Raw genomic sequence first — 12,858 nt, 5'->3', positions numbered from 1 at the left:
CGCGCCATCACTCCACACTACATATGACTACAACTCCCGACTCAGGACACTAGCACCTGTCCTGTAAGTGGTTGAGCTGCGTATTCCGGTCACGGTGCCGCTGGGGGTCGGGGTGTCTTCAAGACCACCAAACCCCCTGTTGATCGTCGCCAACCGCCGCAAACCCAGCAGCCTCGTGAGGTTTGCCGTCGTTGAAGACCGCTGGGGCAGGGGTGTGTAGGTCTTGAAGACCGCTGAACCCGGCGACTTGCAGGACAGGCCCTAAGGCGTGCCTTAGCGGACGATCGACAACACGTGGCGATGGTCGTTGTCCTGCAAGGGGTGTACGGATACGTCTTCGACGCCTCGCGCCAACAAACCGCACCGGTCGGTGCCGCGCGGGTTGACCGCGTCGGAAGGACTGCGGCGGCGGTTTTGGGCGGCGACAACCGTGCCATCGAGCGATGTACACCGGGGTTGCTGGCGTGCGCTCCGCGCTCTACCTGCCATCGGGAGCATCGGTGACGCGGACGTCGCCGCGCCGGACGACCGGCGCGGCGACGACGAAGTCAGTTCAGCGCCGCGTCGAGGGTGATCGTGGTGCCGGAGAGGGCCTTGGTGACGGGGCAGGTGCTCTCGGCGACCTTGGCGAGCTCGACGAACTTGGCGTTGTCGATGCCGGGAACCGTGGCACGGACGGTGAGCGCGATGCCGGTGATGCGGAAGCCGCCACCGGACTCGGGGCCGAGGGTGACCTCGGCGCTGACGTCGATGGAGTCGGCGACGAGGTCGCTGGCGCCCAGGACACCGGAGAGGTTCATGGCCAGGCAGGAGGAGTGCGCGGCCGCGATCAGCTCCTCGGGGCTGGTCTGGCCGTCGGGGTTGCCCGCGCGGGTCGGGAACGAGACGTCGAACTGGCCGGCGTTGGACGAGTCGAAGGTGACGGTGCCCTTGCCGTTCTGGAGTCCGCCTTCCCAGTGGGTGGTGGCGTCGCGGCTCGGCATGGGGTGCCTCCTGGGGTGCTGGTCGGTGGGTACGACGAGAAACATAGCGGACACTTACATTGGACGCAATGTAAGTCGGTGAGACGGTGGACACGAGGCGTCGTGGCTGACAACCGCACGGTTGGACTTGGGCCGGACGGTAGTCGCGCGGGCATACCTTCGCCGCGTGAAGATCCAGGGAAAGCACATCGTGGTCACCGGGGCCGCCGGTGGCATCGGCCGGGCGCTCGTCGAGCGGTTCGTGGCCGAGGGAGCCCGCGCGGTGGTCGCGGCGGACTACGACCTCGCGGGGGCGCAGGCCACGGCGGAGGCGGCGGGGCCGGGCGTGACGGCGCGGAAGTTCGACGCGGGGCAGGAAGCGGACGTCCAGGACCTGGTGCGATTCGCCAACGAGGCCAACGGGCGCATCGACGTCTTCTTCTCCAACGCGGGCGTGACCGGGCCCGCCGGTGGACCGCTGGAGACGACGAACGAGGACTGGGACTCGTTGTGGCGCATCCACGTCATGGCGCACGTGTGGGCCTCCCGCGCGGTCCTGCCGCAGATGCGCGAGGCGGGGGAGGGCTACCTGCTGAACACGGCGTCGGCGGCCGGACTGCTCACCCAGCCCTCGGCGCTGCCGTACACGGTGACCAAGCACGCGGCGGTGGCGCTCGCGGAGTGGCTGTCGATCACCTATGGCGCGGAAGGGATTCGCGTGTCCTGCGTGTGCCCGCAGGCGGTGCGCACGCAGATGCTGGTGGCGGCGATGGGGCAGAGCGAAGGCGCTTCCGACGTGGTCGCGGCGGCCGGGCTGATCGACCCGGAGGACGTGGCGCGCACGGTCGTCGAGGGCATGGCCGACGAGCGGCTGCTGATCCTGCCGCACCCCGAAGTGGCCCAGCGGATGGCGTTCAAGGGCGCCGACCACGAGGGCTGGCTGGCCGACCTGCGCGCGAAGATCTGAGGAGAGCGACCATGATCCGCGGAGTGCACCACGTCGGTGTCGCCACGAAGGACATCGACCGGATTCTTCCCTTCTACCTCGACCTGATCGGCTGCGAGGTGATCACCGACTACCGGTGGGAGCCGGGCAACAAGGCCGCAGACGAGGTGACCGGGCTGACCGGCACCTCGGCGCGCAGCCTCATGCTGCGCAAGGGAAACGCGCACATCGAGCTGTTCCAGTACTTCACCCCGGAGTCCGGCCGCGACAACGCCGAGCTGCAACCGCACGACCCCGGCGTGACCCACTTCTGCCTGGACGTCACCGACATCCACGGCGAGTACAGCCGCCTGAGCGCGGCCGGAGTGCCGTTCAACAGCGAGCCGCAGGAGGTCTTCCCCGGCGTCTGGACGGCCTACGGCCACGACCCGGACGGCAACATCGTTGAGCTGCAAGAGGTTCTGGACCCCAACCACCGCATCGCGCTGAAGAGCTGGTGACCGCCGTGGAGATCGTGCTGAACGACCACAGGTACAACGCGATCGCCGCCGGGCCGGTGGACGGTGAGCTGGTGCTGCTGTTGCACGGCTGGCCGGAGTTCGCCGACTGCTGGACCGAGGAGATCGCCGCGCTCGCCGAAGCCGGTTACCGCGCGGTCGCGGTGGACCAGCGCGGATACTCGCCCGGGGCGCGGCCGACGAAGGTCTCCGACTACCACGTCGACCACCTGGTCGCTGACGTCCTCGGGTTCGCGGATGCCCTTGGCGCGCAACAGTTCCACCTCGTGGCGCACGACTGGGGCGGCATCGTGGCGTGGGCCTTCGCGGGTGCGCACCCGCAGCGGCTGAAGACGCTGACGGTGCTCGCGACGCCGCACCCGAGCGCGCTGGGCAAGGCGATCGCGGAGGACGAGGACCAGTCCCGCCGCGTCGACTACGTCCGGTTCTTCCGCCAGCCCGGCGGTATCGCGGAGGAATCACTGCTCGCCGACGGGGCCGCGAGGCTGCGCAACGCTTACGGCGGAAAGGTTCCCGCGCCGCTGGTCGAGGAGAACGTGCGGCGGCTGTCGGAGCCGGGCGCGCTGACCGCGACGCTGAACTGGTACCGCGCGGCCAACGACCAGCTCGACATCCCGGCCCGGCCTAGCACCGTGCCGACGTTGTACGTGTGGGGCAGCGAGGACGCCGCGCTCGGGCCGGTCGCCGCGTACCGGACCTCGGACTTCGTGGACGGGCCCTACCGCTTCGTCGAGTTGACCGGCGCGAGCCACTGGCTGCCTGAGGAGGCCGGGGCGGAGGTAAGCGCTCTCATCCTTTCCCACCTGGCCGGTTGATCCGTCCGGAGCCGGTTCCGCCGAAGGTCTTGCCGACGGCGGAACCGGCCGGACATACTCCCGGTCACCGCTGGCCGCCTCAGTGGTCCCTTCCAGGCCCCTGCACTGAGAGGCGAGCGTGATGTCCAGCAGATTCCGCGCGTCCGCGGCCGTTGTCGCGGTACTCGCACTCATCCTCGGCGGCACCGCACAGGCGGAGAGCCCCGTGCCCGATCCCACGACGATGGCGACGACCTTCGCCGACGAGTTCAACGCTCCGGCCGGAACGCCGGTCGACGGCTCGAAGTGGCAGTTGGAGACCGGCGACAACGTCAACAACCACGAGCGGCAGTTCTACACCAACAGCACGAGCAACGCGGTCCACGACGGCGCGGGCAACCTGGTGATCACCGCGCGCCGGGAGAACCCCGGGAACTACCAGTGCTGGTACGGCCGCTGCGAGTACACCTCGGCGCGGCTGAACACCGCGGGCCGCTTCACCCAGGCCTACGGCCGCTTCGAGGCGCGGATGAAACTCCCGCGCGGCAAGGGCATGTGGCCCGCGTTCTGGATGCTCGGCGACAACATGGGCCAGGTCGGCTGGCCCCAGGCCGGCGAGATCGACATCATGGAGAACGTCGGCCACCTGATGAACACCGTGCACGGCACGCTGCACGGGCCCGGCTACTCCGGCTCCGGCGGCATCGGCGCGGCCTACAACGGCCCGAACTTCGGCGACGGCTTCCACACCTTCGCCGTGGACTGGGCGCCGAACCGGATCACCTGGTACGTCGACGGAAACGCTTACCAGACAAGGACTCCGGCCGACCTCGGCGGACGGCAGTGGGTCTTCGACCACCCGTTCTTCCTCATCCTCAACCTGGCGGTCGGCGGCTACTGGCCGGGCGATCCCGACGGCAGCACGGTGTTCCCGCAGCAGTTCGTCGTCGACTACGTCCGCGTCACCACCACCAGCACCGGCGCGCCGACCGGGCGCATCACCGGGCTCGCGGGCAAGTGCGTCGACGTCGCGAACGCCGGCACTGCCAACGGGACGCCGATCCAGCTGCACGACTGCAACGGCAACGCCGCGCAGAACTGGACTGTCGCCGGTGACGGCACGATCCGCGCACTCGGCAAGTGCTTGGACGTCAACAACAACGGCGCCAACGACGGGGCGGCCGTCGTGCTGTGGGACTGCCACGGCGGCGCCAACCAGAAGTGGGCAACGCCCGACGCGAGGGACATCGTGAGCATCTCCGGCAACAGATGTCTCGACGTCACCGGCAACAACTCCGCCAACGGGACACGACTCCAGGTGTGGACGTGCGGGGGCACCGAGAACCAGAAGTGGAACGTGCCGCGCTAGGTCCGAAAGGGCGCAATCCGCCGCTTTTTCTTTTATTCACAGAGAGAAAGCGGCGGATTTCTTTTGGGTAACATGCCGCTGTGCTGAAAAGATCAACCGCGCTGGTCGTCGCGACCATGATCGCATTCACCGCCACTCCGGCCGTTGGCTCCCCGACACTCGCGTGGGGTACGTGCACCGGGCTGCCCGCCGAGGTGGAATGCGCGAAGCTCGACGTTCCGCTCGACCACCGCGATCCGGCTTCGCGCAAGCTCACCATCGACGTGAGCAGGCTCAAGGCGACCGCAGGCTCGGGGCGCGAGCTGCTGCTGCTCAACCCGGGCGGGCCGGGCGGCGAGGGCGTCGGCCTGCCGTTGGCCTTCAAGGACAACGCGATCGCGGCGAAGTTCGAGGTCGTCGGCTTCAATCCGCGCGGAACCGGTAGCTCGCTGCTGGACTGCGGACTGCCGCCCGAGGCCGGGCTCCCGGTGACCAGGCCGACCGAGCAGCAGATCCGCGATCACACCGCTGACGCGCAGCGCCGCGAGCGCGCGTGCCAGCAGGCTGGAGCCGCCATTCGGCCGCATCTCAGCACCGCGAATACCGCAAGAGACATGGATGTCATCCGTTCGGCTCTTGGCGGGAAGAGAATCAACTATCTCGGCTTCTCCTACGGCACCTATCTCGGCGCCGTCTACGGATCACTGTTCCCGCACCGGATGAACCGAAGTGTCTTCGATTCTTCGATGAACCCCGAGTGGCTGTATTACGAGCAGGCCAAGCAGCAGGCCGTCTCCGCGCGGCAGAACTACCGCACCTGGTCCGGGTGGGTCGCCGAGCACCACGCGCACTACGGCTTCGGGCGCACCGCCGCCGAGGTCCAGGCCACCCTGGACGCGCTCGGCAGGGCGCTCGCCGCGAAACCGTTGGTGGTGCAGGGCGCTCCGTACCCGATCGACCGCAACGCGCTGGACATCGTGCTCGGCTCGCAGACCCCCGGGCGCGCTGGCTGGGCGAGCTTGACGGCTGCCGTCAAGAAGGTTCGCGAGGCATCCGCGACCGGCACGCTCGACCTCGACACCGCCAAGGCGCTCGGCGCGATGCTCAACGACCTCAAGCTCGGCCTCGAACTGCTGCACTCCGGCTCCTTCGCGACCGTCACCTGCGAGGCCGCGTGGTCGCGCGACACGCGGCTCTACGCCTCCGAGATGCGTCGCTTCGCCACCGAGTACCCCTTCGGGCGCGGCGCCCACGCGGCGGCTGCTTCGGAGTGCGCCTTCCGCTCCTTCACCCCCGCCGAGCCCATGGTTCCCCTGCGCCGCATCGGTTACCCCGCCGGGCTCGTCGTGCAGGGCGACCACGACCCGGTGACCGGCTACGCGGGCGGCCCCGTCATGGCGTCCAAGATGGGCTACCGCCTGGTGTCCGTTGTGGACAGCGGCGTGCACGGCCACTACGGCCGCAACGCCTGCGTCACCAAGGCCATCGACTCCTACCTCATCGACGGCGTCCTCCCCGCACGCGGCACCACCTGCGCAGGCGACCCCCGCCCCACCCCCTGAAGCCCTGAACGGGTCGTTTAGTGCGTTGGGGAAGCCCTGAACGACCCGTTTGGTGCGCTCAACTCCCCGAACGACCCGTTTGGTGCGTTGAAGGAGCTGAACGGGTCGTTTAGTGCGTTCAAGTACCCAAACGGGTCGTTCAGGGCTAACGCCGGGCTAGAAGACGGACCAGCCGGTGAGGGTGGTGAAGCGGTCCAGGGCCGCGACGCCCGCGACGGAGTTGCCGCGTGCGTCCAGGCCGGGGCTCCAGACGCACACGGTGCAGCGGCCGGGGACGACGGCGAGGATGGCGCCGCTGACGCCGCTCTTGCCGGGCAGGCCGACGCGGTAGGCGAACTGGCCCGCCGCGTCGTAGGTGCCGCACGTGAGCATGACGGCGTTGACGCGCTTGGCCTGGCTGCGCTCCAGCAGGCGAGAGCCGTCGTTGCGCACGCCGTGCCGGGCGAGGAACAACCCGGACAGAGCCAGCTCGGCGCAGTTCATCGCGATGGAGCACTGCCGCACGTACTGCGCGAGCACGTCGGGCACCGGCATCCGCATGTTCCCGTAGGAGGCCATGAAGTACGCCAGCGCCCGGTTGCGGTCGGCGTTGGCGGCCTCCGAATCGGCGACCTCCTCGTCGACGGCGATCCCGGGGGAGCCGCTCTCCTTGCGCAGGAAGGAGAGCAGCTCCTCGGTCACGTCGCTGCCGCGCGCGGCCAGCTCGTCGGTGACGACCAGCGCGCCCGAGTTGATGAACGGGTTGCGCGGGATGCCGTCCTCGTGTTCGAGCTGGACGAGCGAGTTGAACGGGTCACCGGAGGGCTCGCGGCCGACGCGGTCCCAGACCTCGTCCCCGCCGGGCTGGGCGAGGGCGAGGGCCAGGGTGAACACCTTCGACACGCTCTGCACGGAGAAGCGCTGCCGCCACTCCCCGGTGCCGTGCACCGTCCCGTCCAGCTCCGCGACGGCCATGCCGAAGCGCGCCGTGTCCACGCGGGCCAGTGCCGGGATGTAGTCGGCGGCCGAGCCCTTGCCGACCTCGTCGGCCACCTCGGCGGAGATCCGCGCGAGCAGGTCAGGAATGTGCACGCGCCTATTCCACCGTGACGCTCTTGGCCAGGTTGCGGGGGCGGTCGATGTCGCGCCCCAGCTTCGCCGCCAGGTGGTAGGCGAACAGCTGCAACGGGATGGTGAACAGGATCGGGTCCAGCTCGGTCTCGTTGCGCGGCACGCGGAGCTCGGCGTCGACGAGGCCCTCGGGCAGCTCGGCGTTGGTGACCGCGATCACCGCGCCGCTGCGGGCCTTGATCTCCTCGATGGTGCCGATGTTCTTCGACAGCAGCTCGTCGTCGGGCACGATCACCACGGTCGGCATGGTGTTGTCGATCAGCGCGAGCGGCCCGTGCTTCAGCTCGGAAGCCTGGTAGGCCTCGGCGTGCACGTAGGAGATCTCCTTGAGCTTCTGCGCGCCCTCGCGGGCCACCGGCCAGCCCCGGACGCGGCCGACGAAGAACATGCTCCTGGTGTCGGCGAAGCGCGCGGCGACCTCGGCGACCGCCTGCTCCTGGGCCAGGATCTCCGCGACCTGCTCGGGCAGGCGCCGCAGACCGGCCACGATCCGCTTGCCGTCGGCGGTGGACAGGTCGCGCACGCGGCCCAGCAGCAGGCCGAGCATCGCCAGCGAGGTCGCGGTGTTGGTCAGCGCCTTGGTCGAGGCCACCGACACCTCCGGGCCCGCGTGCAGGAAGATGCCGCTGCCGCACTCGCGGGCGATGGCGCTGCCCACCACGTTCACCACGCCGAGCAGCTGACCGCCCTTGCGCTTGAGCTCCTGGGCCGCGGCGAGGGTGTCCAGGGTCTCGCCGGACTGGCTCAGCGCGACGTAGAGCGTGTCGGCCTCCACCACCGGGTTGCGGTAGCGGAACTCCGAGGCGGGCTCGGCGTCGGCGGGGATGCGGGCCAGCTCCTCCACCAGCTGCGCGCCCATCTGGCCCGCGTAGTAGGAGGACCCGCAGCCGAGGAACTTCACCCGGCGGATCGCGCGCAGCTCGCGCGGCTCCATGTTGATGCCGCCGAGGTGCGCGGTGGCGAAGCGCTCGTTGAGCCGCCCGCTCAGCGCCCTGGCCAGCGCGGTGGGCTGCTCGTGGATCTCCTTGCTCATGAAGTCCGTCGAGCCGCCCAGCTCGTAGTCGTCGACCACCAGGTCCACCGTGGTCGGGGACTTCACCACCGGGCTGGCCTCCACGGCCAGGGTGCTGGTGTGGAACTCGTCGGAGCGCACCACGGCCAGCTCGCCGTCGTCGAGGTAGACGACCTGCTGGGTGTGCCGGACGAGCGCGGCCACGTCGGAGGCCACGAACATCTCGCCCTCGCCGATGCCGAGCACGATGGGGCTGCCGTTGCGCGCCACGACCAGGTGGTCGGGGTTGTCGCGGTCGAGCACGACGATGCCGTAGGTGCCCTCGACCTTGGTGAGCGCGGCGCGGACGGCCTCCTCCAGGCTCGGCGCGTCCTCCGCGGCCATCAGGCGGCCGATCAGGTGCGCGAGCGCCTCGGTGTCGGTCTCGGAGGCGAAGGTCACGCCCTCGGCGGTCAGCTGCGCGCGCAGCCGGTCGGAGTTCTCGATGATGCCGTTGTGCACCAGGGCGATCCGGCCCGCGGCGTCCAGGTGCGGGTGCGCGTTGGCGTCGCTGGGCTCACCGTGGGTGGCCCACCGGGTGTGCGCGATGCCGACGGGGGCCGGGATCTCCTCCTTGATCAGGTTGCGCAGCTGCTGGACGCGCCCCTCGGTCTTGATCACGCGGAGGGCGCCCGCCTCGGGGGTGGCCAGCCCGGCGGAGTCGTACCCGCGGTACTCCAGCCGGTGCAGACCCTCCACGAGGATCGGCGCTGCCGGACGTTTCCCGACGTACCCAACGATGCCGCACACGTCTGTGACCTGTCCCTTCAGCCGTACACGATGCGCCGCAGCTGTCGTTCGCTGAACGCGGGGGCGACCACCGGCCGCCGCCGCAGCTCGGCCGCGAGCACGCCCCAGATCTCAGCGTTGCGCAGCTGCTGGCGCTGGAGTTCGGAGTGCCGTCGCCGTACGTAGTCCTCGGCGCTCTCGCCGAAGTACGCGATGACGTCGGCGACCACCCTGGCCGCCGTCGACGGGGGCAGGCCGGTGGTGGCCGACACGTGCCGGACCAGTTCGCCCGCCCCGTCTTCACTCACGAGGAGCGAGCGTGTCAGACGCGGGCCGCCGACTCAAGTTCCCTGCCCGATATCGGGCAGGCGTGTCATTTTCCCTGGTGAGGGCGCTCCACGAACCATTCCCGGCCGAAGAGCGCGCTGAAGACGGGGACCGGCATCCGCACCATCGCCCTGAAGAGCGAGGCTGACCGGCCGTTGCCGAACACCGGCGTGCGGTGCGCGGCGAGCGCGGCCTGCTTCTGCGCGGCGTAGCGGCGCACGTCGTAACGGTGGGTGATGGCCTTGCGCGGGCTGTACCGGCTCCGCCTCTCCGAGCCCGGCAGCGGCACCGTGCCCTCCAGCACGCGCACCCCGGTCAGCGCGGCCGCCCGCGCGCCGACGTGGTGCACCTTCACGTGGTCGCGGTGGCCGTAGCCGCCGTTGGGGTCGTAGCTCAGCAGCAGGTCGGCCTTCTCCTCGCGCAGCAGCTCCGCGAGCCTGCCGGTGGCCTCGTCCAGGTCGGCGCGGGCGAAGCGCTGCCGATCGGACGGGTCGTCGTAGAGCAGCGCGCCGTGCCCGCTGTCGGCGTATCCGAGGTGGGCAACCCGTTGTGCGCCAAGCACTTCAGCGCTCGCGTGGAGTTCGCCCATGCGCACGCCGTCGGCCTCGTCCATGCACCCGTCGGTGGCGACGACGATCACCACTCGGTGCCCCTCGTCGGCCAGTCGCGCCAGCGTTCCGCCGGTCAGCAGGGCCTCGTCGTCCGGATGTGCGTGGAAGGCGACCACATTTCCCATGTGCGCCGACCCTACCGACGCACCAGGTGCCGTGTCAGACGCGAGACCGCTTCGTCGAGCCTGCGGAAGTACGTCGCGCGGCGCAGCGACAGGCTCCGCGCGATCTTCTCGTGGCTCTCGCGGATGTCGGCTCCGCGTGCGAGCGGGCTTTGCGCGAGGTCACCACTGGACGCGAAATTGCCAAGTGCCGCAAAGACATCAGCCGCAGCGTCGGCGGTCGGCTCTGAGGCGCCCAGCTCGCCTTAGACGATGTCGCGCTGCAGCACCACCGACAGGTTCAGTATCGCCAGCACGTGCGAGCCCTCGCCGGTCAGGTGGACGGTGTTGCGCCACACCACGGCTTGACCGCCTGGGCTGATCCGCTGGGCGTAGCGGGGCAGCCGCGCGCCGAACGGATCGATCCGCGAGCACATCGGAAGTGCCGACGGCGTAAGGAAAATCGCGTGCCCGACGGGGAGCCCGCAGCGTCGCGCGCGATCGTGACGTTCTGCGGGCCGCTGCCGTAGCAGGCCTCGCTCATCGCCCACCCCTCGCTCGTCCCCATCCTTCGCTCGCCTCCGCCCTTCGCTCGCCCAAGGGCCCCTTTGGTGCGCCCAATTCCCTGAATGACTCATTCAGGGAGTTGAGGTACCTGAATGAGTCATTCAGGACGCTCAACCACCTCAATGAGTCATTCAGGGCGCAGGGGTGCCCGCGAACGACCCGTTTGGTGCGCTCAACGCGCTGAACGGCCCGTTGGGTGCCTTGGGAGCCCTGAACGGGTCGTTTGGTGCGCTCAAGTACCTGAAGGGGTCGTTCGGGGCCTTAGCGGGCGCGAGCGTGGGTGGGGATGTGAGCGTGGGGGAAACGTGGTGGGTGGGGATGTGCGGGCGGGGGAGGCATAACCAATGCGGCATTGGTTACGTCTGGCGAAACAAATGTCACATTGGGTACGTCAGCGGGGGTGTTACCGGCTGGTAGGGTACTGGCCGGTAACACTGGGTGGGCGGAGGAGTGCGCGGTGGCGGAGAACGAGTACCCGGCGTTGTTCAACCCGGTCACCGACGACCTGGGGCACCTGGACGCGGTGGCGCGCGGGAAGGTGCGGGCGCTGGTGGACTGGTTCGAGTCGCGCGGCAAGCAGCGGTTGATCGCCGATCACCTGGACCGCGAGTGGTACACGGACTTCCTCGATTTCATCAAGCGCGAGAAGCTCTTCGCCACGTTCAACACCCCCGCCGCCGACGCGAACGGTGACCCGGACAAGCGCTGGGACGCTGCGCGCAACGCGGCGCTGAGCGAGGTTCTGGGCTTCTACGGGCTGTCCTACTGGTACGCCTGGCAGGTCACGGTGCTGGGGCTCGGGCCGATCTGGATGAGCGACAACGCCGAAGCCCGTGCGCGCGCGGCGGCGTTGCTGGACAGCGGCGCGGTGTTCGCCTTCGGCCTGTCGGAGAAGGAGCACGGCGCGGACGTCTACTCGACGGACATGGTGCTGACGCCGCGCCCGGAGGGCGGTTTCACGGCGACGGGCGACAAGTACTACATCGGCAACGGCAACGTCGCGGGCATGGTGTCGGTGTTCGGGCGCCGGGCGGACGTCGAAGGCCCGGACGGCTACGTGTTCTTCGCGGTGGAGAGCCAGCACCCGAACTTCGAGCTGATCAAGAACGTCGTGGACTCGCAGATGTTCGTCAGCGCCTTCCGCCTGGCGGACTACCCGGTCTCCGACGCCGACGTGCTGCACACCGGGGCGGATGCGTTCAGCGCGGCGCTGAACACGGTCAACGTGGGCAAGTTCAACCTGTGCACGGCCTCGATCGGCATCGCGGAGCACTCGTTCTACGAAGCGATCACCCACGCGCACAACAGGATTCTCTACGGCAACCGGGTCACCGAGTTCCCGCACGTCCGGCAGTCCTTTGTGGACGCCTACGCGCGGCTGATCGCGATGAAGCTCTTCAGCGACCGCGCGGTGGACTACTTCCGCTCCGCCACCGCCGAGGATCGCCGCTACCTGTTGTTCAACCCCATCACCAAGATGAAGGTGACCAGCGAGGGCGAGCGCGTCATCGACCTGCTGTGGGACGTGATCGCGGCGAAGGGCTTCGAGAAGGACACCTACTTCAACACCGCGACGGGTCACATCCGCGCGCTGCCGAAGCTCGAAGGCACGGTGCACGTCAACCTCGCGCTCGTCCTGAAGTTCATGCCGCAGTACCTGTTCAACCCGCAGGAGTTCGAGCCGGTCCCGACCCGCCACGACGCCGCCGACGACGCCTTCCTGTTCGAACAGGGGCCGGCGCGCGGGCTCGGCAAGATCACCTTCCACGACTGGGAGCGGGTGTACACCGCCTTCGCGCACGTGCCCAACGTCGCGCTGTTCCACGAGCAGGCCAAGGGGCTGAAGCGCTTGCTGGCCACGGCCGCCCCGGACGCCGACCAGCAGCGGGACCTGGACTTCCTGCTCAACCTCGGCCACCTGTTCACGCTCGTGGTGTACGGCCAGCTCGTGCTGGAGCAGGCCGAGCTGACCGGCTGCCACGCCGACGTGCTCGACCAGGTCTTCGACGTGCTCGTGCGCGACTTCTCGGAGTACGCGGTCGGTCTGCACGGCAAGGCCACCGCGACCGAGGCCCAGCAGGCGTGGGCGCTGGAGCACGTCCGCAGGCCGGTCCCGGACGCAGGCCGTTTCGGGCGCGTTTGGGAGCACGTCGCGGCCCTTTCGGGCAGCTACGAGATGCGCGCATAACTGTTGCGCACGGACGCGGTTGACGGTCCGCGCGGCGTGTCAGA

The 12,858-nt window shown here is 69.3% G+C and carries 12 protein-coding genes; 6 read left to right on the top strand and 6 right to left on the bottom strand.

The window, feature by feature from the left end:
* Window positions 1–548: 548 nt before the first annotated feature.
* A complete protein-coding gene (locus tag ABD798_RS27905; RefSeq protein WP_086820616.1) occupies window positions 549–983 on the bottom strand; it encodes an OsmC family protein in 435 nt (144 codons plus the stop codon).
* A gap of 166 nt (window positions 984–1,149) precedes the next feature.
* Here ABD798_RS27905 and ABD798_RS27900 point away from each other — a divergent pair, with 166 nt between their 5' ends.
* The 5 genes from ABD798_RS27900 (at window position 1,150) to ABD798_RS27880 (ending at window position 6,130) form a co-directional block, all read left to right on the top strand.
* Entirely contained in the window at window positions 1,150–1,929 is a 780-nt protein-coding gene (locus tag ABD798_RS27900; protein WP_344880943.1) for an SDR family oxidoreductase, read from the top strand.
* Window positions 1,930–1,940: 11 nt separating this feature from the next.
* Window positions 1,941–2,408 (top strand): VOC family protein, encoded by a 468-nt coding sequence (locus tag ABD798_RS27895; protein WP_344880940.1) that lies wholly within the window; start codon window positions 1,941–1,943, stop codon window positions 2,406–2,408.
* The gene (locus ABD798_RS27890) at window positions 2,405–3,241 is read left to right on the top strand and encodes an alpha/beta fold hydrolase (protein ID WP_344880937.1); all 837 of its coding nucleotides are present in this window, start codon (window positions 2,405–2,407) and stop codon (window positions 3,239–3,241) included. Before ABD798_RS27895 ends, ABD798_RS27890 begins: the two co-directional genes overlap by 4 nt.
* A gap of 118 nt (window positions 3,242–3,359) precedes the next feature.
* Window positions 3,360–4,589: a ricin-type beta-trefoil lectin domain protein gene (locus tag ABD798_RS27885; RefSeq protein ID WP_425549274.1), complete on the top strand. Its 1,230-nt coding sequence runs from the start codon at window positions 3,360–3,362 to the stop codon at window positions 4,587–4,589.
* A gap of 80 nt (window positions 4,590–4,669) precedes the next feature.
* On the top strand, window positions 4,670–6,130 hold the full coding sequence (locus ABD798_RS27880; RefSeq protein ID WP_344880932.1) for an alpha/beta fold hydrolase: 1,461 nt from the start codon (window positions 4,670–4,672) through the stop codon (window positions 6,128–6,130).
* 156 nt (window positions 6,131–6,286) lie between these two features.
* On the opposite strand, the gene ABD798_RS27875 is transcribed toward ABD798_RS27880, so the two are convergent.
* The 5 genes from ABD798_RS27875 to ABD798_RS27855 all read right to left on the bottom strand — a co-directional run bounded on the left by ABD798_RS27875 (window position 6,287) and on the right by ABD798_RS27855 (window position 10,496).
* Window positions 6,287–7,201 carry a glutaminase gene (locus ABD798_RS27875; RefSeq protein WP_344880929.1) on the bottom strand — a complete coding sequence of 305 codons (915 nt, stop codon included), beginning with the start codon at window positions 7,199–7,201 and terminating at the stop codon, window positions 6,287–6,289.
* A 4-nt stretch (window positions 7,202–7,205) separates the two neighbouring features.
* The gene (glmS, locus tag ABD798_RS27870) at window positions 7,206–9,041 is read right to left on the bottom strand and encodes a glutamine--fructose-6-phosphate transaminase (isomerizing) (protein WP_344880926.1); all 1,836 of its coding nucleotides are present in this window, start codon (window positions 9,039–9,041) and stop codon (window positions 7,206–7,208) included.
* A gap of 17 nt (window positions 9,042–9,058) precedes the next feature.
* Window positions 9,059–9,328: a hypothetical protein gene (locus ABD798_RS27865; RefSeq protein ID WP_344880923.1), complete on the bottom strand. Its 270-nt coding sequence runs from the start codon at window positions 9,326–9,328 to the stop codon at window positions 9,059–9,061.
* 65 nt (window positions 9,329–9,393) lie between these two features.
* Window positions 9,394–10,083, bottom strand: coding sequence for a PIG-L deacetylase family protein (locus tag ABD798_RS27860; protein WP_344880921.1), 690 nt, complete (start codon window positions 10,081–10,083; stop codon window positions 9,394–9,396).
* Window positions 10,084–10,325: 242 nt separating this feature from the next.
* The gene (locus tag ABD798_RS27855; RefSeq protein WP_344880919.1) at window positions 10,326–10,496 is read right to left on the bottom strand and encodes a hypothetical protein; all 171 of its coding nucleotides are present in this window, start codon (window positions 10,494–10,496) and stop codon (window positions 10,326–10,328) included.
* 587 nt (window positions 10,497–11,083) lie between these two features.
* On the opposite strand from ABD798_RS27855, the gene ABD798_RS27850 reads away from it, so the two are divergent.
* A complete protein-coding gene (locus tag ABD798_RS27850; RefSeq protein ID WP_425549273.1) occupies window positions 11,084–12,814 on the top strand; it encodes an acyl-CoA dehydrogenase family protein in 1,731 nt (576 codons plus the stop codon).
* Window positions 12,815–12,858 lie beyond the last annotated feature (44 nt).

The sequence above is a fragment of the Allokutzneria multivorans genome (assembly GCF_039537405.1).
In the GTDB taxonomy this organism is placed as follows: domain Bacteria; phylum Actinomycetota; class Actinomycetes; order Mycobacteriales; family Pseudonocardiaceae; genus Allokutzneria; species Allokutzneria multivorans.
Note: the sequence above shows the minus strand (reverse complement) of the source record. Positions and strands in the feature narration are given on the sequence as shown.